The 22,441-nt window shown below is 61.0% G+C and carries 22 protein-coding genes; 6 read left to right on the forward strand and 16 right to left on the reverse strand.

What is annotated here, in order from left to right; genetic code table 11:
• Positions 1-156: 156 nt before the first annotated feature.
• The gene (locus tag K3F44_RS04485) at positions 157-1,476 is read right to left on the reverse strand and encodes a 2-hydroxycarboxylate transporter family protein (RefSeq protein ID WP_188035734.1); all 1,320 of its coding nucleotides are present in this window, start codon (positions 1,474-1,476) and stop codon (positions 157-159) included.
• A gap of 121 nt (positions 1,477-1,597) precedes the next feature.
• Here K3F44_RS04485 and K3F44_RS04490 point away from each other — a divergent pair, with 121 nt between their 5' ends.
• Positions 1,598-2,515, forward strand: a complete 918-nt coding sequence (locus tag K3F44_RS04490; protein ID WP_188035735.1) for a LysR substrate-binding domain-containing protein — start codon at positions 1,598-1,600, stop codon at positions 2,513-2,515.
• A gap of 35 nt (positions 2,516-2,550) precedes the next feature.
• On the opposite strand, the gene leuD is transcribed toward K3F44_RS04490, so the two are convergent.
• Together leuD and leuC are read right to left on the reverse strand one after the other, a co-directional pair.
• Entirely contained in the window at positions 2,551-3,165 is a 615-nt protein-coding gene (leuD, locus tag K3F44_RS04495; protein ID WP_188035736.1) for a 3-isopropylmalate dehydratase small subunit, read from the reverse strand.
• Entirely contained in the window at positions 3,162-4,583 is a 1,422-nt protein-coding gene (leuC, locus tag K3F44_RS04500; protein ID WP_220633409.1) for a 3-isopropylmalate dehydratase large subunit, read from the reverse strand. The genes leuD and leuC overlap by 4 nt, the downstream gene beginning before the upstream one ends.
• A gap of 390 nt (positions 4,584-4,973) precedes the next feature.
• Here leuC and K3F44_RS04505 point away from each other — a divergent pair, with 390 nt between their 5' ends.
• Both K3F44_RS04505 and K3F44_RS04510 read left to right on the forward strand, forming a co-directional pair.
• Positions 4,974-5,957, forward strand: a complete 984-nt coding sequence (locus K3F44_RS04505) for a DUF1852 domain-containing protein (RefSeq protein WP_188035738.1) — start codon at positions 4,974-4,976, stop codon at positions 5,955-5,957.
• A 27-nt stretch (positions 5,958-5,984) separates the two neighbouring features.
• Complete coding sequence (locus K3F44_RS04510) at positions 5,985-7,007, forward strand: methionine synthase (RefSeq protein ID WP_220633410.1); 1,023 nt, start codon at positions 5,985-5,987, stop codon at positions 7,005-7,007.
• Positions 7,008-7,037: 30 nt separating this feature from the next.
• Here the strand turns inward: K3F44_RS04510 and K3F44_RS04515 are convergent, their stop codons facing one another.
• The 4 genes from K3F44_RS04515 to lysA form a co-directional block, all read right to left on the reverse strand.
• A complete protein-coding gene (locus K3F44_RS04515) occupies positions 7,038-7,712 on the reverse strand; it encodes an anti-sigma factor domain-containing protein (protein ID WP_150569549.1) in 675 nt (224 codons plus the stop codon).
• On the reverse strand, positions 7,709-8,275 hold the full coding sequence (locus K3F44_RS04520; RefSeq protein ID WP_224786382.1) for a sigma-70 family RNA polymerase sigma factor: 567 nt from the start codon (positions 8,273-8,275) through the stop codon (positions 7,709-7,711). The genes K3F44_RS04515 and K3F44_RS04520 overlap by 4 nt, the downstream gene beginning before the upstream one ends.
• Before the next feature lie 125 nt (positions 8,276-8,400).
• A complete protein-coding gene (locus K3F44_RS04525; RefSeq protein WP_150569547.1) occupies positions 8,401-8,994 on the reverse strand; it encodes a fasciclin domain-containing protein in 594 nt (197 codons plus the stop codon).
• Positions 8,995-9,170: 176 nt separating this feature from the next.
• Positions 9,171-10,403 carry a diaminopimelate decarboxylase gene (lysA, locus tag K3F44_RS04530; RefSeq protein WP_220633411.1) on the reverse strand — a complete coding sequence of 411 codons (1,233 nt, stop codon included), beginning with the start codon at positions 10,401-10,403 and terminating at the stop codon, positions 9,171-9,173.
• Between the two features lie 119 nt (positions 10,404-10,522).
• Here lysA and K3F44_RS04535 point away from each other — a divergent pair, with 119 nt between their 5' ends.
• Positions 10,523-11,416, forward strand: a complete 894-nt coding sequence (locus tag K3F44_RS04535) for a LysR family transcriptional regulator (protein WP_220633412.1) — start codon at positions 10,523-10,525, stop codon at positions 11,414-11,416.
• Positions 11,417-11,418: 2 nt separating this feature from the next.
• On the opposite strand, the gene K3F44_RS04540 is transcribed toward K3F44_RS04535, so the two are convergent.
• The 6 genes from K3F44_RS04540 to K3F44_RS04565 form a co-directional block, all read right to left on the reverse strand.
• Entirely contained in the window at positions 11,419-12,933 is a 1,515-nt protein-coding gene (locus K3F44_RS04540; protein WP_220633413.1) for an MDR family MFS transporter, read from the reverse strand.
• Positions 12,923-14,068, reverse strand: coding sequence for an HlyD family secretion protein (locus K3F44_RS04545; protein WP_220633414.1), 1,146 nt, complete (start codon positions 14,066-14,068; stop codon positions 12,923-12,925). Before K3F44_RS04545 ends, K3F44_RS04540 begins: the two co-directional genes overlap by 11 nt.
• The gene (locus tag K3F44_RS04550) at positions 14,065-15,504 is read right to left on the reverse strand and encodes an efflux transporter outer membrane subunit (RefSeq protein WP_220633415.1); all 1,440 of its coding nucleotides are present in this window, start codon (positions 15,502-15,504) and stop codon (positions 14,065-14,067) included. Before K3F44_RS04550 ends, K3F44_RS04545 begins: the two co-directional genes overlap by 4 nt.
• A 104-nt stretch (positions 15,505-15,608) precedes the next feature.
• Positions 15,609-16,322, reverse strand: a complete 714-nt coding sequence (locus tag K3F44_RS04555; protein ID WP_220633416.1) for a helix-turn-helix transcriptional regulator — start codon at positions 16,320-16,322, stop codon at positions 15,609-15,611.
• A gap of 176 nt (positions 16,323-16,498) precedes the next feature.
• A complete protein-coding gene (locus K3F44_RS04560) occupies positions 16,499-17,296 on the reverse strand; it encodes a class I SAM-dependent methyltransferase (RefSeq protein WP_220633417.1) in 798 nt (265 codons plus the stop codon).
• 120 nt (positions 17,297-17,416) lie between these two features.
• On the reverse strand, positions 17,417-18,643 hold the full coding sequence (locus tag K3F44_RS04565) for an MFS transporter (protein ID WP_181108430.1): 1,227 nt from the start codon (positions 18,641-18,643) through the stop codon (positions 17,417-17,419).
• Between the two features lie 274 nt (positions 18,644-18,917).
• Between K3F44_RS04565 and K3F44_RS04570 the strand changes: the two genes are divergently transcribed.
• The gene (locus K3F44_RS04570; protein WP_220633418.1) at positions 18,918-19,430 is read left to right on the forward strand and encodes an AAA family ATPase; all 513 of its coding nucleotides are present in this window, start codon (positions 18,918-18,920) and stop codon (positions 19,428-19,430) included.
• A gap of 40 nt (positions 19,431-19,470) precedes the next feature.
• On the opposite strand, the gene K3F44_RS04575 is transcribed toward K3F44_RS04570, so the two are convergent.
• From K3F44_RS04575 to K3F44_RS04585, 3 genes are all read right to left on the reverse strand, one after another.
• Positions 19,471-19,923 carry a GNAT family N-acetyltransferase gene (locus K3F44_RS04575; protein ID WP_220633419.1) on the reverse strand — a complete coding sequence of 151 codons (453 nt, stop codon included), beginning with the start codon at positions 19,921-19,923 and terminating at the stop codon, positions 19,471-19,473.
• Complete coding sequence (locus K3F44_RS04580; protein ID WP_188035747.1) at positions 19,920-20,318, reverse strand: GFA family protein; 399 nt, start codon at positions 20,316-20,318, stop codon at positions 19,920-19,922. The genes K3F44_RS04575 and K3F44_RS04580 overlap by 4 nt, the downstream gene beginning before the upstream one ends.
• A gap of 386 nt (positions 20,319-20,704) precedes the next feature.
• Positions 20,705-21,745, reverse strand: a complete 1,041-nt coding sequence (locus tag K3F44_RS04585) for a zinc-dependent alcohol dehydrogenase family protein (protein ID WP_220633420.1) — start codon at positions 21,743-21,745, stop codon at positions 20,705-20,707.
• 161 nt (positions 21,746-21,906) lie between these two features.
• On the opposite strand from K3F44_RS04585, the gene K3F44_RS04590 reads away from it, so the two are divergent.
• On the forward strand, positions 21,907-22,389 hold the full coding sequence (locus tag K3F44_RS04590; protein ID WP_220633421.1) for an Lrp/AsnC family transcriptional regulator: 483 nt from the start codon (positions 21,907-21,909) through the stop codon (positions 22,387-22,389).
• Positions 22,390-22,441: the final 52 nt, after the last annotated feature.

Here is a 22,441-nt window from a genome sequence, read left to right on the forward strand (position 1 = left end):
AAATGGCTGACCGGCCAGGAACGGCGGAGTCATCTATGGCAGCGGCTTTGCGCTGCCAGTGTGATCCAGCCTTCACTGTCTCTGGCTGCGCGCGCCTGGGCTGAAAAGTGCCCAGGCATGCAGTAAAGGGTTCGCGGGCTGAGTGCGAGATCACCCTCAGTGCCAAAGCCCCAACAGGATAGTCGCGCCAATCACCGTCGCAGCGCCGCCAATCCGGGTTGAAATCTGCGCAAACGGCATCAGTGACATGCGGTTGCAGGCTGACAGGATAGCCACATCACCGGTACCGCCCAGGCCGCTGTGGCAGCTAGTGACAATGGCCGATTCGATGGGGTACATCTTGAGCAGATTGCCTACCAGGAAGCCGGCAACTGCCATCGACACCACCACCGCAATGCACACCATCACGTAGCCGACCGAGAATACGCTGGCAACGCTCTCAAGTGGCACATAGAGCATGCCCAGGCCGATCATGGTCGGCCAGATAAAGACCGTGGATACCAGTTTGTAAAAACGCTTGCTGCCCTTTTCCAGGCGATCAGGCAGTACCCGCATGTATTTGAACAGGACGGCTACCACGATCATCATCACCGGGCCTGGGATGTGCACCAGTTTCTCCAGCAAACCGCCGAGGACGAAGAACGAGCAGATCAGCAGAACGCCGGCACCCATGTAACGGAAGTCTATTGATTGATCTTCTTCGTCATCGATCTTGAACTTGTCGTTCTCTTCCTTGGCGCGGATCAACATGCCATTGCCGCTCAAGTGCGGTTTACGGGTAGCCAGTCGGGCGAGCACACCTGCGCAGATGATCGCAACGATATTGCCGATCACGGCGGCGGGTACCAGCTGCGCGACGAATTGCTCAGGGGTGCCACCAAGGATATGTGCGTAGGCCAGGGACAGCGGCAGGATACCCTCACCGATACCGCCGCCAATGATCGGCACGATGATGAAGAACAGGGTGTGGTGGACGCTATAGCCGAATGCCACGCCGACCAGGATGCCCGCCGCAATTGCCGCAGCCGTGCCGGCAACCAGCGGTATGAACATTCGCATCATGCCTTGTACAAGGATTGTGCGGTTCATACCGAGGATGCTGCCAACAACCAGGCTGGCAATCACGAAATAGAGGAAGTTGGCATCTTTCATCAACACCTTGGTGGCGTCGATCGTGCTGCTGCCGAAGAAGCCGTGATACACCAGCACAGAGGGCAGTAGCAGGCACAGGATTGCGCCGCCGCCAATGTCTCTGAGAATGGGCAGGCGTTGGCCGATCTGGCCTAACAGCATGCCCAGGGTCATGATCACGGCCAGGCCGCCGATCATGCTCTTGGGTAACAGTCCGAAGTGTGCCGACATGAACACGATCAGTGCGATGCCCAGAAAATAAGGAAACGGGATTACCCCGATTTCGTATTCCATGAGCGCGCTGAAGCGGCTTTTTTTAGTCGAAGCAAGGGTAGCGGAGGTCATGCTGAAGTCCTCGATTATTGTTGTGTGAGGAAAAGCCAATGGCCTCGGTCCACGGTTTTCCGAAGCGTGAGGCATGCTATCCTTTAACGAATCGTGGAAAAATAAGGATTTCATAAAGGCTATGAACACGATTCATGAAGAAGCCCCGCTTCCGGAAGACCTTCGGGTCTTCCTTACGGTCATTCGCAAATCCAGCTTCGCGGGTGCTGCGGCCGAGCTGCAGCAGTCACCCGCCTATGTCAGCAAGCGCATCAAAATTCTCGAGGACACGCTCGGCACCAAGCTCATCCATCGTTCAACGCGCCGTTTGACGCTGACGGATGCGGGTATCCGTACGCAGCAGTGGGCGACCAGAATCCTCAACGACATCGACGATTTCGTGGGTGAACTGAGCCAGGTGCGCAAGGCGCCCAGGGGGCTCTTGCACATCTGCAGCAGCTTTGGATTTGGCAGAAATTACGTAGCGCCAGCGCTTGCCGAACTAGCAGTGGCGTACCCGGATCTGGAGGTTCGTTTTGATGTTTTCGACCGTGTCGTCGACATTGTCAGCGAAGGCTTCGATCTGGAAATCCGCGTTGGCGACGACATCCCTGGGCAGCACATCAGCCGCCAGCTAGTGGCCAATCGGCGGATTATCTGCGCGACGCCGGAGTACTTGCGGCAACGGGGTACGCCAACCAGCATCGAAGATCTGGCCGGGCATGATTGCCTGGTGCTCAAAGAACGCAACAACAGTTTTGGCGTCTGGCATTTGCGCAATGGCCAGAGAGAAGTAGCGGTGCGGGTCAGCGGCCAGCTGTCGTCGAATAACGGCGAGATCGTCTTGCAATGGGCGCTGAAGCATCGTGGGCTGCTGTTGCGTTCGATGTGGGACGTCAAGCCGCTACTTGAACAAGGCCAGCTTGTTCAAGTGCTGCATGACTACAGTCAGAGTGCCAACGTCTGGGCGGTATATCCGACGCGATTGGCCGAGTCGGGAAAGCTCAGGGCCTGCGTCGAGTTTCTGCAAGCGTGGTTCAGTCGACTCAGAGCCGACTGAATCCGCCTGCCTGTGGCAATGGCGCAACCGCTGGCTCAAGCCAGCCAGGGATTGCGCGCGAGGTGACGCGACTCGAAGTCACAGATCTGACCGTGCCGTTGCAGGGTCGTACCAATGGCATCCAGCCCCAACAGCAGCGCTTGTTTGCGTAACGCGTCGATGTTGAATGCAATGGCGCGGCCATCCACCAGGAGGATGTGCTGAGCCTCCAGATCGATGGCGATGCAGGCACTGCCGCGTTCGCCGACGACTTGTCCGAGCTCCTTCAGTTCAGCCGGTGAGAGCTGAATGGTCAGTACACCATTGCGCTGGCAGTTGTCGTAGAAAATACCGGCGAAGGTAGTCCCGATAAGCGCACGTACGCCGAGCTGCTTCAACCCCCAAACAGCATGTTCACGGCTTGAACCACAGCCGAAGTTCGGGCCGACCACGAGAAACGCTGAGGTATTCCAGGGCTCCTGATTCAGTACAAAGTCCGGGTTGGGCGTGCCGTCGGCAAGAAAGCGCAGGTCGAAGAACACGCCCTTGTCCAGCCCGCTGCGGTCGATGCCTTTCAAGAACTGCTTGGGCATGATTACGTCGGTGTCGACGTTGGCTGCCAGCATCGGCGCTGCGCAGCCTTCTACATAGGTGAACGATTGCATGCTCATGCCTCCAGTACCAACGCACGTACATCGACCAGGTGACCGGTGACCGCCGCAGCGGCAACCATTGCGGGGCTCATCAGGTGGGTGCGCGCGCCAGCGCCCTGACGGCCCTCGAAGTTGCGGTTGGTGCTCGAGGCGCAACGATCACCCGGGTTGAGAACATCGTCGTTCATGGCCAGGCACATCGAGCAGCCTGATTGACGCCATTCGAAGCCGGCATCGCGGAAAATGTCCGCCAGACCTTCAGTTTCGGCCTGATCACGCACCAGCGTTGAGCCGGGCACGATCATTGCGCGAACGCCATCGGCAACCTTGCGGCCTTTGACCACGCGCGCCGCGTCGCGCAGGTCTTCGATACGCGCGTTGGTGCAGGAGCCTATGAACGCATGGCTGATGGTGATGCCTTGCAGGGCAGTGCCCGGCTGCAAGTCCATGTAACGCAGGGCCCGCTGCAGGTCCTGGCGCAAGATCAGATCAGATTGCTGCATTGGATCAGGCACCAGGTCGGTAATGGAAGCCGCCTGATCAGGGCTGGTGCCCCACGTGACCATCGGTTGCAGGTTGTCGACATGCATCTGGATTTCCTTGTCGAAGCTCGCCCCCGCATCTGAATACAGTGATTGCCATTGCTCGACCGCAGCCTGCCACTGGGCCCCTTGCGGTACCCGCGGCTTGTCCTTCAGGTAGGCAAAGACGTTCTCGTCAGGCGCCATGAACGCCCCGCGAGCGCCCGCTTCGACGGCCATGTTGCAGATGGTCATGCGTGCTTCCACGCTCAATGCGTTGATGGCCGGTCCGGCGAATTCAATAGCGTAACCGGTAGCACCAGCTGCGCCGATCTGGCGGATGAGTTCCATGATGATGTCCTTGGACACCAGCCCTGGGCCAGGGACGCCTTCAACTGTGACGCGCATGCTCTTCAAGCGTTTGTAGACCAGGGTCTGGGTGGCTAGCAGGTGTTCGATTTCGGAAGTACCTATGCCGAAGCCAAACGCCCCCAGTGCGCCGTAGGTAGTCGTGTGGCTGTCGCCGGCTGCGACAACCATGCCTGGAAGGATATAGCCTTGCTCAGGCGCGACCACGTGCTCGATGCCTTGGCGCTTGTCGAGGACGTCGAACAGTTCCAGGCCAAAATCACGGCAGTTCTGTTCGAAGAAGCTGACCTGCAGTGCACCGCCGGCGTCGGGCATCTGCGCGGTGCGGTGCGGCGCAGTCGGGTTGACATGGTCTACAACGCATAAGGTTGCAGAGGGCCGCCAGACTTTTCTGCCTGCTTCGCGAAGCCCGCTGAAGGCTTGTGGGCTGGTGTATTCGTTGGCGACCTGCCGATCAATGTAGAGAAGCACATGACCTTGGTCGTCCAGCTCGCACACAGTGTGCGAGTCGATATGCTTCTGATAAAGCGTTCTTGGGCTGCTCATCGCACGTACGTACCTTTGTTGTTATTCCGCCCTTAGGCATCACGGTCGCTGCACTGCAGCGTTGATTACAGAATAACTACGCGACCACGAGCATCAACCCGACATCAGTGGAGTCTGGATTCACACTTCGTGCATAAGTGTTTGATCCGCTTCGTGCTATCAGGCTGGCTCGATGACGGGTGTCAGGAAAGGGGCAGGGGGGCGAAATCAGCTGTCATCATGAATATGCCTAAAGCTGCTGTGAAATCGTTTCAATATTCCGCAAGGGGTAAATGACCTAGAATTTTCTCCACACAGAGACGCGATTGATCTTGAGGTTGAAGTTGCCCATCACGGCAAACGCAACGGACGCATTCAGTCTCATCTCGCCGCACAGGACGACAGTTAGCGATGAATAACCAGTTTGCCTTTACCCTGAAAAGTCTTCGTTTCGACGAACACTATCAACCCTGCGAAAAGACCCGCATTACCACCAACTTCGCCAATCTGGCGCGCGGCAGTAATCGCCGGGAGAACCTGCGCAACACCCTGCAGATGATCGACAACCGCTTCAATGCCTTGGCCCATTGGGACAACCCGACAGCGGATCGCTACAGCGTCGAACTGGACATCATCTCGGTTGAAATGGACCTCGGTGCACCTGACGGCGCGCGCGGCCTGCCGTTGATCGAGATATTGAAAGCGACCGTAGTGGATCGCGTCACCGGCGAGCGTACCCAGGGCATGGTGGGCAACAACTTCTCCTCCTACGTGCGCGATTACGACTTCAGTGTGCTGTTGTTGCAGCACAACAAAGGCGCGTCCGAGTTTGCCGTTCCGGAAAACTTCGGCGAGCTGCACGGCAAGCTGTTCCAGCACTTCGTCACGTCCAGCGCCTACCGCGAGCACTTCGCCAAGCCCCCGGTTATCTGCCTGAGCGTTTCCACCAGCAGGACGTATCAGCGCACCGACAATCACCACCCGGTGCTGGGTATCGAGTATCGCCAGGATGACTACTCGCTGACCGATGAATACTTCAAACAGATGGGCTTGAAGGTGCGTTACTTTATGCCGCCCAACAGCGTTGCGCCGCTGGCGTTTTATTTCTCGGGTGATCTGCTGGCCGATTACACAACGCTTGAGCTGGTCAGCACCATCAGCACGATGGACACCTTCCAGAAGATCTATCGTCCCGAGATCTACAACGCCAATTCCGCGGCGGGAAAGTCGTACCGGCCAAGCCTGCAACATGAAGATTATTCATTGACGCGCATCGTCTATGACCGCGATGAGCGCAGCCGGCTGGCGCAAGAGCAGGGCCAGTTCGTCGCCGAACACTTCATCAAACCTCACCGCGCTGTTCTCGAACAGTGGGCCGCCAACTACGCGGTTTGAGCCGTTAACAAAGCAAGGTTATCTACCGTGAAAAAACTGCTACCCACTTCGACTGCCGGCAGCCTGCCGAAACCCTCCTGGCTGGCCCAGCCCGAAACACTCTGGTCGCCCTGGAAACTGCAAGGCGATGAACTGACTGAGGGTAAACAGGATGCGCTGCGTCTGTCGTTGCAAGCGCAGCAACAGGCGGGCATCGATATCGTCAGTGACGGTGAGCAAACCCGTCAGCACTTCGTCACCACGTTCATCGAGCATTTGAGCGGGGTTGATTTCGAAAAGCGCGAAACTGTCAGGATCCGTGACCGTTACGATGCCAGCGTGCCAACCGTTGTAGGCGCTGTTGCGCGGACAAGACCGGTGTTTGTCGAAGACGCCAGGTACCTGCGCCAGCTGACCGATCAGCCGATCAAGTGGGCACTGCCGGGCCCCATGACCATGATCGATACGCTTTACGACAGCCATTACAAAAGCCGTGAAAAGCTGGCGTGGGAATTTGCCAAGATCCTCAACCAGGAAGCCAGGGAACTGGAAGCGGCCGGCGTCGATATCATTCAGTTCGACGAACCGGCCTTCAACGTATTCTTCGACGAAGTCAACGACTGGGGCGTTGCTGCCCTGGAGCGGGCAGTCGAAGGCCTGAAGTGCGAAACCGCGGTGCATATCTGCTACGGCTACGGCATCCAGGCCAACACCGACTGGAAGAAGACCCTCGGCTCGGAATGGCGTCAGTACGAAGAGGCGTTTCCGAAACTGCAGAAGTCCAGCATCGACATCATCTCGCTCGAATGCCACAACTCCCATGTGCCAATGGACCTGATCGAGCTGATCCGTGGCAAGAAGGTAATGGTCGGCGCGATCGATGTGGCGAACCACACCATCGAAACGCCCGAAGAGGTGGCCAACACCTTGCGCAAAGCGCTGCAGTTCGTCGATGCCGACAAGCTGTACCCGTGCACCAACTGTGGCATGGCGCCGTTGCCCCGGCAGGTTGCCCAGGGCAAGCTGAGCGCGCTGAGTGCGGGTGCAGAGATCGTTCGCCGAGAGCTCTGAAGCCCCTGCCGGGCCAGTGGCGGGTCTGGTCTACAGATCTGCCAGCGCACCTTTGTACAGCACCGGCCCGGTCGGTTGACCGGTCGGCGAGCCGCCTTTCGGTTCAAGGCTGATCGCCAACACCACGGCCTTGCCGAGCAATCGGCTCTGGGCCTGATCAAGCTTGAGCGTGCTGCGGCCAGTCGCGGCGATCACCCCGAGCGAGACCGGCTTGCTGCCCGCGGCGATCGCCCAGAGTTGCAGGCTGTGCGCCGGGGTAATTGCAGTCAGTGCCAGCGCTTCGATGTGCAACTGGTCTGCACCAGCGTCAATCCGGAACACAGCCTGCGCAGTGTCACTGCGCAGGGTGGCGCGGTAGCGGCTGTCGTCGAGGTTGTGGATCACGCCAAACACCACGGCCACTGCCAGCGCACAAGCCACCACGCCGATACGCAGCCCGTTCCACCACCCGCGTTTAGCCGGTTCAGTGACCGGCTGCGGTTCGATGCGTGCCCTGATCCGCTGCCAGACATGCTCGGCAACGGGCGACTCTGGGATAGTCTCGGTCATGCTGGCCAGGCAGGTTTGCCACTGGGCAAGCTCTGCACGCAGCGCCTTGTCTTCAAGCAACAGCCGTTCAAAGCGCCGCTGCGCCAGCGCCGGCATCAAACCGACGGCGTAGTCGCCAGCCAAGGCACGGCGCAGGGCAGGGGTTTGATAGTTCATGATTCAAGGCACCTGCGCAGGCGCTCCATACCACGGCGGATCCACGACTTGACCGAGCCCAGTGGAGCCTTGAGGTGGACGGCGAGTTCGGCACAGGACAAACCCTGGAAATACGCGACGGCGATCGACTGGCGTTGCATGCCTTCAAGCGTGTCCAGGCAGCGGTTCAGCGCGCTGGCCTCGCGGGCAGTGCTCAATTGCTCATGCGCGGAAGGACCTTGATCCTCCAGCAGCTGCGCTTCGACATCGCTCAGCGAGCGTTCACGTTGCTTGCGCAGGTGATCCACGGCCTGATTGCGAGTGATGTTGATCATCCAGGTCATTGGCGCGGAAATGTGCACCTGGTAGCGGGAGGCGTTATGCCAGATGCGCACGAAACTCTCCTGCAGCACATCTTCAGCCAGATCGCCGCGCCCCATGAAACGCAGGGCAATCCCGTGCAAGCGCGGGCTTACACTGCGATAGAGCGTTTCGAAGGCACGTCGGTCGCCCAGCGCAGTGGATGCCAGGAGCTGCGCCAACTGGTCACTTTCGGCGATTGAGATAGCTGTTCTCCAGGCAATCGGGTTGAGTGATGCGAGGCTTCGATTGCAGTCAGAGAATAGTGTAGGAAATGGGGCCGGGCCATTCACTGAGCGGCGCCTGGCCAATACCGCCGCACCCCGTCCGATGAGCGCGGCGGCAGGGCTCAGCCTTTAGGCATCAGGACCTTGTCGATTACCTGGATCACGCCGTTGGACTGGTACACGTCGTAGGTGGTGATGTCGGCCACGCCACCCTTTTCATCCTTGAGGGTGATGTTGTGCGGCCCGTTCATCATCGCCCACAACTTGCCGCCCGCCACGGTGGTCAGTTCGGCTTTGCCGCCGCCCGCCTTGATCTTGGCGGCAAGGGCAGCCATGTCGAGCTTGCCGGCAACGACGTGATAGGTGAGCAGTTTGCTCAAGCTGGCCTTGTTTTCCGGTTTCAGCAGCGTGTCGACAGTGCCCGCGGGCAATGCCGCGAAGGCTGAGTTGACCGGCGCGAATACGGTGAACGGGCCTTTGCCTTTGAGGGTGTCTACCAGCCCGGCCGCTTTCACTGCGGCGACCAAGGTCGTGTGATCTGCAGAGTTCACCGCGTTGTCGATGATGTCCTTGCTCGGCAACATGCTCTGGCCGCCCACCATGACGCTGTCCTGGTTCATGCTCGCCGCTTGCGCGGTACTGATGGTGAAATTACCGGCGAAGGCGAGCGTCAGCAGGCTGGCGACCAGCTGCGTTTTCAATGCAGTGCGTTTCATGGTGGTGATCCTTGCAGGAAGTATCGGCCAGGAAGGTCTGTCCGTGTTTGATATACGCGGTGGGTGGCGGGTTGGATGCAGTGGGGCAAGTTTTATTTTCAGGGCGGGACAAGCGTGTCGCTTGGCGCTGGTGAAATGTCGCTGATCGGCTCGGCCCGAGTCGATCAGCGTGGTTCTTACAGTTCCAGGTCCAATAGCGCCTGAATGGTTTGTCGGCGTCTTATCAGACGAATATCGCCATCCTCGATCAGCACTTCCGGCAACAACGGCCGACTGTTGTAGTTCGACGACATGGAGGCGCCGTAGGCCCCTGTGTCGTGGATCACCAGCAGGTCGCCGACACAGGCCTGGGGCAACAACTGCGCCGCCAGCCCGTGCTCGTCCTGGGTGAAAACATCGCCCGACTCGCACAGCGGGCCAGCCACCTGAGTCAGTTGCAATGGCCGCTCGACTGGATTGCCGTTGGCATCAAGCACTGTCATGCGGTGATAACTGCCATACAGCGCCGGGCGCAGCAAATCGTTGAAGCCGGCGTCGACCATGATGAAGCGGTTGCCGCCCATCTGCTTGACCGCACGCACCTCGGTCACCAGGTAGCCCGACTCGGCAAGCAAGAACCGCCCCGGCTCGATCTCCATGCGCACGCCATGGCCAAGCATTGTTTCGATCTGGCTTTTCGCCGCTGCCCAGGTCCGGGCATAGCGCTGGATGTCGACCGGAGTGTCGCCGTCCCGGTACGGTACCGATAACCCGCCGCCGATGGAGAACGCCTCGATATCCATGTCCAGCCGGCCGACCAACTCGACCATCGCCTGGGCGACCTGCTCCAGGTGCGCATAATCCACACCTGAGCCGATGTGCATGTGCACGCCCACCAGGTGCAGGCCGTGGGCGCGGATGCAGTCGAGGGCCTCGCCAAGTTGCTCGTGCCAGATGCCATGCTTGCTGTTTTCGCCGCCGGTGTTGGTCTTGCGGCTGTGGCCGTGGCCGAAGCCCGGGTTGATCCGCAGCCACACCCGGTGCCCGGGGGAGCATTCGCCCAGCTGTCGGAGCATGTCGATCGAGCCCGCATTGACCTCGATGCCCGCTTCGACCACCCGCGCCAGCGTCGCGCGATCCAGCACATCGCTGGTCAGCACCAGCTCTGCTGGCTGCCGATCAAGCGTGGCGCCTGCAGCCAGGGCCCGTTCGATTTCGCCCAGTGATACCGCATCCAGGGCCAGGCCTCGCGCGCGCATCAGGCGCAGGATATGCAGATTCGGGTTGGCTTTCTGCGCATAGCGAACCAGATTGAAGCCTTGCAACTGGTCGATCCTGGCGTTGATGGTGTTTGCGTCGTAGGCCCACAACGGCGAGCCATGGCGGCGAACTGCGCTGGCCAGCAAGTGGAAGGGGGTGGATTCAGGCATGGGGTAATCCTTGTACGGGAGGGGCCCAAGGTTGCGGTAAGCGACGTATTTATCAAAATAGCTTTTTATGTGTCAGCAATTCATATCTGATATGGCAATTCTGCTGCGTCGGTGCCGCTGTGAAGCTTACATTTCGTCATATCGAGATCTTTCGGGCCATCATGTCCGCCGGCAGCGTGACCGGGGCTGCACGCCTGCTGTTCACCTCGCAACCTACCGTCAGCCGTGAACTGGCGAGGTTCGAACAACTGGTGGGATTGAGCCTGTTTGACCGCGAAGCAGGACGCTTGAAGCCGACGGCGCAGGCGTTGCTGCTGCTGGAGGAAGTGGAGCGGTCGTACATCGCTCTGGAGCGTATCGATCGCTGCGCCCAGGCCATTCGCAACTTTGAGCAGGGCAGGTTGGCGATCACTTGCCTGCCACTGTTTTCGCAGACGTTACTGCCAGAGGTGTGTCGAAGCTTTCATCAACACTACCCCGGCGTGAGCGTGCGGATCGAAGCGCAAGAGTCGCCACTGCTGGAAGAGTCTCTGATTGCACAACAGCATGACCTTGGGCTCACCGAGGTCGAGCAAACGCCACACGGGACCGTCGCTGAGTTGTTGTTCAGCGCAAGCATGGTCTGCCTATTGCCGGATCAGCACCCGTTGCTCGACAAGCGCCAGCTTGAGCTCAGTGACTTTCACCAGGTTGATTTCATCAACCTCTCCAGCTTGGATACCTATCGCCAGCAGCTGGATCAGCATTTCAGCGCGGCAGGCGTCAACCGGCGCACCGTCATCGAGACGACCAATGCCGCCTCGGTATGCGCGATGGTCAGGCAAGGGCTGGGCGTGGCAGTCATCAATCCGCTAAGTGGCCTGTCGATACGCAGGCTGAGTGTCTGCGTACCCTACAAAGTGATGTTGGTTCACCCAGACCACCGCCCCGGCTCGGCGGCGGTCGATCGTTTCTGCCAGGCGCTGCGGGCGCAAGCGCGCAAGCTGAGTGATGCCTTGGCTACGGGGCTGTAAATTCACTTTGCCCGTTCCGAGCGCAGCAGCAGGGCCGCGACTGCGCAGACGGTAAGCGCCAGGCACGACACATAGAATGCATCGCTGTAGGCCATCAGGTAGGCCTCGCGGCGGATCGTCCCGGCCAGCCCTTCGAGCAGCTGTTGCTGCTGCAGCAGCCAGCTCTGCATCGGTTGGCCGATACGCTCCTGCAGGGCGGGCGAGAACAGCGTGACGTGCTCATGCAAGCGCTCGCTATGCAGCCGTTCGCGGCTGGCAACGATCTGCGTCAACCCCGCCGTACCGATGGCCCCGCCGAGGTTGCGCAGCATGGAAAACACCGCCGAGGCTGAGCCGGCCTGGCGCTTGTCCAGGCCGGCGACGGCCAGCACCGACAACGCCACCATGATGAACGGCTGACCAATGCCGCGCACCACGGTCGAGGGAATGATCACGTTGTTGCCGGCATCGGCGCTCAGCCACGCGCCCAACCAGCAGCCCAGTGCCATGATCAAAAAGCCGCTGGCGACCATGAACTTGGCACTGGTCCAGCCCATCAGGCGGGGCATCAGTGGCGCCAGCAGCAGTTGCACCACGCCGTAGGCAATCAGCGCCACGCCGACCTGATGGGCGCTGAAACCCTGCAGCTGCGACAGATAGTTGGGCACCAGAAAGACCAGGCCAAAGGTAGCCGCGCCAAAGATGAACATCGCCGCGCTGGCCACGCCGAAGTTGTAGTGGCCGAGCAGGCGCAGATTGATGAAGGCACGTGAGCCAAACAGCTGGGTCGCCACGAACAGCACCAGCGCAACGGCGGCAATCAGGCTGAGGCCGGCAATCAACGGCGAGCTGAACCAGTCGAGGCGGCCGCCTTCTTCCAGCACGATCTGCAGCCCGCCCAGGCCGATGACCATGGCGGCGATGCCCAGCCAGTCGCCTTGGCGCAGGCGCGCCAGCTGCATCGGTTTGGCTTCGATCGACCAGGCGATGGCGAGCAGCAAGGCAATACCCGGCACCAGTTGCAGGTAGAAGATCCAGCGCCACGAAAAGGCGTCGGTGAGCCAGCCGCCCAGCGACGGGCCGGCGGCTTGGGCGACGCTGTTGGCCAGGCTGAACAGGGCCATGCCCATGGCCATCTTGCGCGCCGGTAGCTCGGTGATGATCAGCTGGAACGACAGCGGAATCAGCACCGCGCCAGCCGCGCCCTGAATGACCCGGATGAAAATCATCGTGTCCAGATTGGGTGCCGCCGAGCAGGCTACCGAGGCGAGCAGAAAGATAAACGAACCGGTCCACATCACTCGGCGCAGGGAGAACACTTCGACCAGCCAGGCGGTCAGCGGGATCATCACGATTTCTGCGACCAGATAGGCCGTGGATATCCATGAGCCTTCTTCAAAGCTGGCCCCCAGTGAACCCCGGATCTCGGGCAGCGCCGCGCTGGTGACGTGTACGTTCATGCCGGCCATGAAGCAGCCGAACAGCCCCGCCATCACTGCCACCCAGGCACGCAACGATACCGGTTGCTCAGTGCTCATCGGTGCTTGCCCCCGGGCGCGTGTCGACCCGTGTCACAACCGACATGCCGGGCAGGATCGGCAGATCCGGCAACGGTTGATCGAGCAGGATGCGTACCGGGAAGCGCTGCACGATCTTGGTGAAGTTGCCGGTAGCGTTATCGGACGGGAGCAGCGCGAAGACATTGCCGGAGGCCGGCGACAAGCTCGCTACATGCCCTTGCAGGTCGTGGTCGGAAAAGCTGTCGACCGCGATGCGTACCGGCTGGCCGGGGCGCATGTGCTCCAGCTGGGTTTCCTTGTAGTTGGCCACGACGTAGGCCTGCTGCAACGGCACCACTGCCAGCAGCGGCTGGCCTGGCACCACATATTGCCCGGCACGAACTCGGCGTTGGCCGACCACCCCGGCGATCGGGGCGCGAATCACGGTGTCTTGTTGATCCTGCTCGGCCAGCCGTTGTTGGGCTTGCGCGCGGGAAAGGGTCGCTTGGCACTGCTGGAGTTTGGCATCGACCTGCGCGGCGCGCAGTTTGGCCATGTTCAGTTGCGCTTGCTGTTGCTGCAGCGCGGCCTGGGCGACTTGCTCGCCCGCTTGCGCCTGGCTGGCCTGGCTGGTGGCGGTTTCCAGCCGTTGCGCGGTGGCGGCGTGGTCATGCACCAGTTCGCGATAACGCTGGACATCGAGCTGGCTGCGGCGTGCTTCGGCCTTGGCGCTGCGCAGGGCGGCCTGCGCCTGGAGGATGGCCTGGCGTTGCAGGGTGATCCGCTCGGCCGCCAGTTGCTGGCTGGCAGCGGCTGCGAGCAGTGCCGCCTGCGCCTGGGCAACACCGGCTTTTGCCTGATCAAGGCGGGCGCTGTAGTCGCGATCGTGCAGGCGCACCAGCACGTCTCCGGCCTTGACCGGTTGGTCGTCTTCGACTTCAACGGCCGCCACATTGCCCGCCACGCGCGAACTCAGCGCCACCCAGTCAGCCTTGATGTAGGCGTCATCGGTGCTCTGCAGATAGCGGCCCGTGGCCCACCAATAACTGGCCAGCGCCACCAGCGCGACCACGGTCACGGCGAGCGCTAGCGTCAGCGCCAGGCGCCGCCGGGTTGTGGTTTTACTGCGCTGCTCGGCAGCGTTGGGCACGGTGGGTTGTACGGCACTGTTCATGGTTGGGTTCCGGTTTTACTGATGGGTGCCTGCCAGCGGCCGCCGAGGGCGCGCAACAGGTTGATCTGGGCCTGGGCGAGACGACCTTGGGCGTCGACCTGGCGAGCGCGCAGGCCTATCAGCTCGCGTTCGCTGTCGAGCAACGCCAGGCCGTCGAGGGCGCCGGCGCGGTAATTGAAGTCGGCCAGTGCATGCGCACGTTGACCGTGCTCCAGCGCAGCGGTGACGGCCAGCAGGCTTCGCCGCTCACCGTCGAAGCGAGCGAGGGCCTGGCGCACATCCTTCAATGCAGCCAGCGCGACGCCTCGGTAATGAGCCCGTTGGGCCTGCTGCAAGGCTTCGGCCTTGCGCACTCGGGCGCGGTTGGCGCGCACGTTGGGGAACTGCCAGGTGATCAGCGGGCCTATGCCGAACATCACCGCGCGGCTATCGCCGAGGTGACCGAGGTGTTGGTCGGCAGCCGTCAGCGAAGCGCCAAAGCTGACCTTGGGGTAAAGGTCGGCGGTGACGATCGCGACGCCCAGCCCGGCGGCGCGCAGCTCACGCTCGGCCTGGCGCACATCCGGGCGGCGTTCGAGCAACTGCCAGCCATCGCCTAGCGGCAGCGCAGCCGCCAGCGTGGGCGGGCTGTCGCAGGTTATGGCCTCTGCCGGCGCAGCCTGGCCACTGAGCATGTTCAGCTCGTACCGGGCCATCTGCCGGTGCGCTTCGAGCAACGGTAATTCGGCGCGCAGCTGCTCTCGCAGTGCGAGCAGGCGCTCGCGGTCCAGCTCGGTGGCGATGCCCGCTTGCTGCTGGCGTTGGCTGAGTTGCACGCTGCGCGCAAGGCTGCGCAGGGATTGCCTGGCTTGGTTCAGACGGGCGCTGTAGGTGCAGTGCTGGACGTAGGCACGGCTGGTTTGAGTGACGACATTCAGGCGCACCAGGTCCAGTGCTGCGGCGCTGGCGTCGGCCTGCACCGCGGCGCGCTCGATGGCAGCGCGTACCTGCCCCCAGATATCGACCTGATAGGCCAGCTCGATGCCCGGATTGAGTTGCCACTGCGCCGAGGCGTGGCTGTCGGTGGCTTTGGCCAGGGTCTGATCATCAGCAGTTTTACCGTAAGTGGCTGCCAGGCCAAGTGCAGTGGCGGGCCAGCGTTGGGCGTCGAACTCGGCAATGCCCGCCAGCATCGCCTGTACGTTGGCTTCGGCCTGGGCCAGGTCCTGATTGCGCGCCAGGGCGCGCTGTACCCAGCGGTCAAGCTGCGGATCATTGAACAGCCGCCACCAGTCCTCGGGCAGGGCCTGCCTGCTGGTACCGATGGGCACGCTGGCCAGGGCATCAATCTGCAAGGGGGGCGGCGCGGGCGCAGGTTGCCGGGTGCAGGCAGTCAGCGCACAGAGCATGGCCAAGGCAAGCCGGGTAGGGCGGGGGGAGGATTGGCGTAAAGGCATCACAAATGTCGCATCAGGGGCTGTGATGCGAGGTTACTCAGCGCACCCGCTGCGCCGCTGCCGCAAGCGCGCCAACCATGCGTGCAAACGGGACAACCTGCTGGCTAGTCGCTGCTGCCCAGCAGGCGCAACTGCCAATCGCTCGGCGCCTGACCGAGCGTGCGCTTGAACATGGCCGCAAAGGCGCTGGCGCTTTCGTAACCGTGCTCCAGCGCCACCGTCAGGATCGGCTTGCCCTCGGCGAGCTTCTGCTGGCTGAGCATGACCCGCGCGCGAGTCCGCCATTCGCCATAGGACATGCCCACTTCCCGCTGAAACAACCGCGCCACGCTGCGGGCACTGAGGTTGAGCTGCGTGCCGCATTGCTCCAGGGTGAGGTCTTGGGCCGGGTCGTCGAGAAAGCGCTCGCACCACGCTCGCAGCCGCGCATGCTGCGGCATCGCTACGAAGGCATCGAGGTGGGCCGCGTTGGCCAGCTCGTGTTTGATCAGAGCGCGGATGTGCTCGCCGTCCTGTCGGTCGGGCAGGCGTGACGCGGCCAGAATCAATTCGCGCAGCAATCCGGAAACGACGATCACCTGACAGCGGTCGATTTGCGCTTCAAGCAGCAGCGTGCGCATGCGCACCTGGCCTTGCATGGCGATCGCGTGGTCGACCCCGGCCGGTACCCACAGGGCATGCCCGCCGGGGATGACGTAGTTACCGCCGTCACTGCTGACACGCATGATGCCGCTGGCGGCGTAGATCAGCTGGTCTTCGCCGTGGCAGTGATGGGCAACGTGCTCGCCGTGTTGATAATCCCTTCCCAGCGTTTGCATGGATCGCTCCGTTTGACCGGATCTGATTATACCGTTGGCTGGTGGTGGTTTATTGCAACATGTTTCTTTCGAGGAATTTATTCTGCCTTAATTTCGCTTTTTTAGAGCGTTTATCGGTTGCCGATTGCTTTTTATCGCAATCAGCGTGCGCTTGTTGTTGCTGCTTGCGGTTGCAGCTATTTCATAGCCAGCAAGGTGTAACACATCGGCACCTGCAGCTCGTTGCTCTCATAAACGTCATAGAGCTCTTCGCGGTTCGAGTGCGGGTATTCGGTGAACGCCTGCAGTTGCAGCGACGCTTGCAGCACAGCGGTGACGATGTCGCTCATGCGGTGGATGTGCCAATACGACGTCACCCCATTCGCCTCACCCTGGCCCTCATAAACAATGGCCTTATCCTCAACCACAGGCTCGGTCTGGAAGTAGCTGCCGCTGATGCGCCAGGGGTCGTTGGACTCAGGTTCGAGCATTTCCAGGAACGGGTGAGTTTCGTAAATTGCCAGCGTCCCGCCCGGCTTCAGCGTGCTGGCGGCGTGGCGGAAGAACGCGGATAGATCGGGCATCCAGTTGAGCACGCCGATGGTGATCAGCACCACATCGAAGTGCCCGTTCATCGAGGCTGGTAGCTGGTGGATGTCGGCCTCGATGAACTCGACAGCGTGGGGCGACCTTGCGGCGAGTTCATGGGCTTGCTGCAGGAATGCGGCGGACTGATCGACGCCGACCACATGCTCGGCGCCTAGCGCATACAGCGAGAGCGCTTCGCGGCCATTGTTGCAGCCCAACTGCAGTACCTGTTTGCCGCGAAGGTCTACTTGCTTGAGCAGCGCCGTGAGTGTCGGGTCCAGGCAGGAGAACTGCGCATGGGCAACCTCCGTCAACAAGCTCTGCCAGGTGGCACCGTTGCGATGCGCATCGGCAGAGGCGTTCCAGGCATCGCGGTTGCTTTCGATCATTTGCTCGAACGAAGGCATATTCGGTTTCACTCCATGAGAGTGCCGGTGATCAGGCCGGCTGGTTGCTCAGTGAGCACGGTAGTGAGGCGTAACGCAAGTTACAAACCCACCGAGCAGCGAGTACTTCGGCTTTCAAATCTAGCAGGGCTGTGCCGCAAGGTGGTTGCTGACCTTGCGGCCCAGCACCAGCACCGTCATGAAGCCGCAGGCGACCAAAGCAGTTGCCAGGCTGAGCAACGCTGCCGTACCCAGCTGATCGACGATCTGCCCACCAAAGAACGAGCCTAGCGCAATGATCACCTGGAACATCGCCACGAACAGCGGCATGCCGCGTTCGACGTCCTTGGGTGCAACGATGAACATCCAGATGCTGGCGCAGGCCGGGAACGCACCGAAGGCGAAGCCCCACAGCGCAATCAAGATGGCCGCGCCGGTCATGCCGGTGGCGAAGTGGGGGAACAGTGCAGTGCTGATACCGATCATTACAGCCACCAGCATCAGGGTATGACGCACGCTGCGGTTGGCGGCAAAGCCGGCGAAGATATTGCCCAGCACACCAGCCACGCCGTACAGCAACAGCAGCGAGCCAATGGTCGGCCCGTCGAAGCCGGCATTCTGTTTGAAGAACGGCGCCACGTAGGTGTATGCCGCAAAGTGCGCCAGGCCAATCAGCAACACGGCAATCAGGCCAATCCGCGCCTGCGGATTGATGAACAAAGCCGGCAGGTCACTGACGCGGATAGCCTTTTCTGGATTGAGCCGCGGTAGCAAAAGCACCTGCGCCAGCAGCACCGGAATGCCCACCAGTGCGGTCACCAAGAAGGTCATGCGCCAGCCCATCAGTCCGCTCAGCCAGGTACCGACCGGCACCCCGAGCACGGTGGCCAGGGTTACGCCGACCATGATGATCGAGGTCGCCTGTGCCACGCCGACACCCTTGGGCGCGAGGCGGCCACTCAGGGCAATCGCGGTGGCCCAAAAGCCACCGATACTGATGCCCAGCAGCACGCGGCCGAACAGCAGCAGGCTGAAGTCGCTGGCGTAAGCCACAACTGCGTTGGCGATGATCATGATCAGGGTCAGGCCGATCAGCAGGTAACGGCGGTCCATAGTGCCGATGCCGACTGACAGCAGCGGGGCAGCGAGGGCCGCCATGATGCCCGGCACGGTGACCATCAGCCCGGCGTGGCCGGCGCTGATGCCCAAGTCGCGGGCGACGTCGTTGAGCACGCCCACTGGCAGAAACTCGCTGGTAACCAGGGCAAATGCGCCCACAGCGACCGAGAGGATCGCCAGCCACTGCTGTGCGACGCTTTGTTGATTGTGTTCAGGGAGGCCGCTAGGGGCCTGGCTGGCGCTTGGCATGAGGCTAGTTTCCAAGGATGAGGTCGCCTTGAGCAGGCGGGAGAGGGCGGATTGGCGGGCATTATAGAAGTCGCCTGCGGCAAGCGGGCAGGCGTGCGGTTCGATAGTAATCATCAGTGGTATCGATGAAAGGTGCTGAACAGAGCGGCTGCCAGTGCCAGCCATGCGCGCGCTTCTATCTTGGCTGAAACTGGCAGATCAGCATTGACAGTGCCGGTCACCCCCTTACAATCGCGCCCCCTCGATTCAGCACGCACAGCGAAAAGGAGCTTCGATGCAACGGGTGATGATTGTTGGGCAGCCGGGTTCGGGCAAAAGCACCCTGGCGCGGCAGCTGGGCGAACGCACTGGTTTGCCGGTCGTGCACATCGACACCATTCACTGGCAGCCCGGCTGGGTTGAACGCAGCCGGGATGAGAAGACCCGACTGTGCGGCGAGGTCGAGGCGGGTGAGCGGTGGATCTTTGAAGGAGGGCATTCGGCGACCTGGGAAAATCGGCTGGCGCGCGCCGACCTGTTGATCTGGATTGACCGATCGACTCCGCTGCGGTTCTGGCGGGTGTTGCTAAGGACGTTGCTCAATCGTGGTCGAACCCGGCCTGACCTGCCGGCAGATTGCCCAGAGTTGCTGAGCAATCTGCCTGAGTTTTTCCGCTTCATGTGGCAAACCAGGCAGTCGGCGCGGCGCAAGATGCAGCAGTTGGTGGCGGATGCACCGCGGGGTTGCCGGGTGGTTTGCTTGCGTTCTGATCAAGAGACTCAGGCGTTTCTGGCGAGTTTCGACTAAGGATTCGCGGTGCGCTCGTGGAGTTGGGCCGCTTCTGCCTCTATCGCAATGTCTTTTGCATGATGATCGTGCGCTCGGCACCGTGAAATTCGTCGCGAACCTCGCTGAAGCCCAAGCGCCGATAAAATGCCTGAGCAGTAATCGACGAGGGTACGCTCACCACGCCGAGGCCTCTGGCCTGCGCCACTGCCTCAAGTTTGCGCATCAATTGCTGCCCAACCCCGCGGCGCTGATAATCAGGACTCACAAATACACTGCGCACCACACCGCCATCCAGGCTCGCCGTAGCTACTACCTGATCTTGCAGAGTTGCGACATACACCTCACGCAAGGCAATCAGTTGCTCGACCGCTGCGGGTGAAAAACTGCGTTGCACCTGTTCAATGATGTCTGCTGAGTAGTCCCTGGCGTTGGACACACGCAATGCGCCAATCACGACCGCGCTGATTGCTGCTGCGTCCGCCACGGTTGCCGGTCGAATCACAGAAGTCATCCTATGCCCCGGCTTGGGTTGGGGGTGTACCAAGGTGCTGCTGACTCGAGATGAACGTGTTTCTGTTTGGCTGGCAGCAACGGTGTGTCGAGCGTGCCCAGTGCAATCGAAACCCAGTCAGCCAACTCACCCGTTGAGCGCGACCAGAACAGCGTTGATCCGCACTCGCTGCAGAACTCACGTTTTACTGTGGCTGATGATGCATAGGCCCTGATGCTCGACTCGCCACTGAGGATGCGTAGCGCGTCGCGTGGCACGCTGGCGTATGACGCGAATGCGGCGCCGTGGCCTTTGCGGCATTGACTGCAATGACAGTGGCTGACGGCTTTTGGCGGCGTAAGTAGCTGGTAGCTGACGGCGCCGCAGAGGCAACTGCCGCGATGGGTTTCGGTCATGTGCTTCTCCAAGGGAGCGAAGCAGCAGCGTAGCCAGTTGTGCTGGGTGGGTCTAGTCGCGGGTAATGGGGCCGCTGCGCGACCCTATCGCGACACAAGGCCGCTCCTACAGGGACCGCGCAATACCTGCTGACGCGGTCCCCTGTAGGAGCGGCCTTGTGTCGCGAAAGGGCTGCAAAGCAGCCCCAAATTCCCACGCTCACATCGTCAGGTCGTTATCTCCACACTGCGTGGCTGCCCCCCAATCCTGAACCAGACTGCATCGAACGGATCCAGCCCGGTGCTCTGGTTCTGATGAAATTGCGGCATAGCGAGCGTTGGGTGGGGGCTGGTCGCCCGCTGAGGCAGTTACGCAGCGGCCTCAGTAAGCAAGGTTCACCACCACCTCAAAACTGCGTGACCACCGTCACGCCTGCCGTCTCGAACCGGTCCATGTTCACCAGTGCATCAATCGACTGCTCAAGGCTGATGGTCTTGCCCACCAGCTTATCCGGGGCCAGCTTGCCGCTGTGAATCATCTCGAGCATGGCATCGTAGCGGTGTGCCTGCATGCCATGGCTGCCGCAGATTTCCAGTTCATGCGCAATCACCTTGCCCATCGGCACGGCCGGGCTGGCGTGGTCGGCGAGCATCAGGCCCACCTGTACGTGCCTGCCGCGACGGCGCAGGTTATTGATCGAGTTGAAGCAGGTAGTCGGATGGCCCAGCGCGTCCAGCGATACATGCGCACCGCCTTTGGTAATCTCCATCACCGCTTTGGCAACGTCCTCCATCTGAGTGGCGTTAATCGTGGCAACGGCGCCCAGCGCGCGTGCCAGCGCCAGTTTGTCATCGGCGATATCGACTGCCACCACATTCGCGCCCAGGGCGTGAGCGATCATCACCGCGGACAGGCCAACCCCACCGCAGCCGTGCACGGCGACCCATTGGCCCGCGCTGACCTTGCCTTGATCGACTACCGCGCGAAATGAGGTGACGAAGCGACAGCCCAGGCTAGCAGCAGTGGCATAGTCCATCGATTCGGGTAGCGCGACTAGGTTCAGATCCGCGTGGTGGATGCCTACGTATTCGGCGAACGAGCCCCAGTGGGTGAAGCCAGGTTGGAACTGGCTGTGGCAGACCTGCTGATTGCCGCTGTTGCATTCCGGGCATGCCCCGCAACCCCCCACGAACGGTACGGTAACGCGGTCACCGACTTTCCACCGGCTGACGTGGCTGCCGACCTCGGCAATGACTCCGGCTAGTTCATGCCCTGGCACGTGTGGCAACTGAATGTCGGGATCATGGCCTTTCCAGCCATGCCAGTCGCTGCGGCATACGCCGGTGCCCTTGACCTCGATGACCACGCCGTGGCGCTCCGGGGTTGGGTCGGCGACGCTCATCAGACGCGGTGGCTGGTTAAAGGCTTCGTACACTACAGCTTTCATGGCAACGACCTCCGTGTGCATGGCAGCACAATCTGGTTCAGCGCTTGGGGTCCGGTCAATTATCCGCAATCAAGCTGAAATTGCCTTTCAGAGTGCAATTGACTTTGAGGGTTGGCTGAAATTAACTTCGCTTAAAGCCATTCCTTTTGAAGAGTCCTTTCATGACCGAACGCCTTGATAAGGTAGATATTGCGATATCAGACAGACTGCAACGCGACGGCAGGCTGTCCAACGTCAAGCTTGCCGAGCAGTTGTCCTTGAGCGAAGCCTCCTGTTGGCGAAAGCAAAAGCGCCTGGAGCAGTGTGGGGTCATCGAAGGCTACCAGGCAGTGCTCAATAGAAAGAAGCTGGGCCTTGGGGTGATGGCTTTCGTGCAGATTTCCTGCACGGACCACAGTGAGGAAGCGACTGCAAAATTCGAACGGATCATCGAATCGGCGCCGCAGGTGCTGAGCTGTCACAACACCACGGGGGAGGCCGACTTTTTGTTGCAGGTAGTGGCTAGAGATCTCGACAGCTACAGCCGGTTTGTCGAAAAAGTGCTGAGGACCCTGCCGGGCGTTTCCAGTATCAGGTCCAATATTTCCCTGCGTGAGCTGAAGACTTCCAATCGACTGCCGGTGACCGAGCTGGTGAGTATTTGACAGGCGGATGCCAGTAACCAGGGCACCGTTTGCGCTGGCTACTGGCGAAGCT

It is taken from the genome of Pseudomonas sp. S07E 245, assembly GCF_019599025.1.
Lineage (GTDB): Bacteria > Pseudomonadota > Gammaproteobacteria > Pseudomonadales > Pseudomonadaceae > Aquipseudomonas > Aquipseudomonas shirazensis.

Bases quoted from the DNA above. Each gene is read 5' to 3' on its own strand.
- K3F44_RS04485 (WP_188035734.1), bottom strand. From the start codon at position 1,476: ATGACCTCCGCTACCCTTGCTTCGACTAAAAAAAGCCGCTTCAGCGCG.
- K3F44_RS04490 (WP_188035735.1), top strand. From the start codon at position 1,598: ATGAACACGATTCATGAAGAAGCCCCGCTTCCGGAAGACCTTCGGGTC.
- leuD (WP_188035736.1), bottom strand. From the start codon at position 3,165: ATGAGCATGCAATCGTTCACCTATGTAGAAGGCTGCGCAGCGCCGATG.
- leuC (WP_220633409.1), bottom strand. From the start codon at position 4,583: ATGAGCAGCCCAAGAACGCTTTATCAGAAGCATATCGACTCGCACACT.
- K3F44_RS04505 (WP_188035738.1), top strand. From the start codon at position 4,974: ATGAATAACCAGTTTGCCTTTACCCTGAAAAGTCTTCGTTTCGACGAA.
- K3F44_RS04515 (WP_150569549.1), bottom strand. From the start codon at position 7,712: ATGAACTATCAAACCCCTGCCCTGCGCCGTGCCTTGGCTGGCGACTAC.
- K3F44_RS04525 (WP_150569547.1), bottom strand. From the start codon at position 8,994: ATGAAACGCACTGCATTGAAAACGCAGCTGGTCGCCAGCCTGCTGACG.
- lysA (WP_220633411.1), bottom strand. From the start codon at position 10,403: ATGCCTGAATCCACCCCCTTCCACTTGCTGGCCAGCGCAGTTCGCCGC.
- K3F44_RS04540 (WP_220633413.1), bottom strand. From the start codon at position 12,933: ATGAGCACTGAGCAACCGGTATCGTTGCGTGCCTGGGTGGCAGTGATG.
- K3F44_RS04545 (WP_220633414.1), bottom strand. From the start codon at position 14,068: ATGAACAGTGCCGTACAACCCACCGTGCCCAACGCTGCCGAGCAGCGC.
- K3F44_RS04550 (WP_220633415.1), bottom strand. From the start codon at position 15,504: ATGCCTTTACGCCAATCCTCCCCCCGCCCTACCCGGCTTGCCTTGGCC.
- K3F44_RS04555 (WP_220633416.1), bottom strand. From the start codon at position 16,322: ATGCAAACGCTGGGAAGGGATTATCAACACGGCGAGCACGTTGCCCAT.
- K3F44_RS04560 (WP_220633417.1), bottom strand. From the start codon at position 17,296: ATGCCTTCGTTCGAGCAAATGATCGAAAGCAACCGCGATGCCTGGAAC.
- K3F44_RS04565 (WP_181108430.1), bottom strand. From the start codon at position 18,643: ATGCCAAGCGCCAGCCAGGCCCCTAGCGGCCTCCCTGAACACAATCAA.
- K3F44_RS04570 (WP_220633418.1), top strand. From the start codon at position 18,918: ATGCAACGGGTGATGATTGTTGGGCAGCCGGGTTCGGGCAAAAGCACC.
- K3F44_RS04575 (WP_220633419.1), bottom strand. From the start codon at position 19,923: ATGACTTCTGTGATTCGACCGGCAACCGTGGCGGACGCAGCAGCAATC.
- K3F44_RS04580 (WP_188035747.1), bottom strand. From the start codon at position 20,318: ATGACCGAAACCCATCGCGGCAGTTGCCTCTGCGGCGCCGTCAGCTAC.
- K3F44_RS04585 (WP_220633420.1), bottom strand. From the start codon at position 21,745: ATGAAAGCTGTAGTGTACGAAGCCTTTAACCAGCCACCGCGTCTGATG.
- K3F44_RS04590 (WP_220633421.1), top strand. From the start codon at position 21,907: ATGACCGAACGCCTTGATAAGGTAGATATTGCGATATCAGACAGACTG.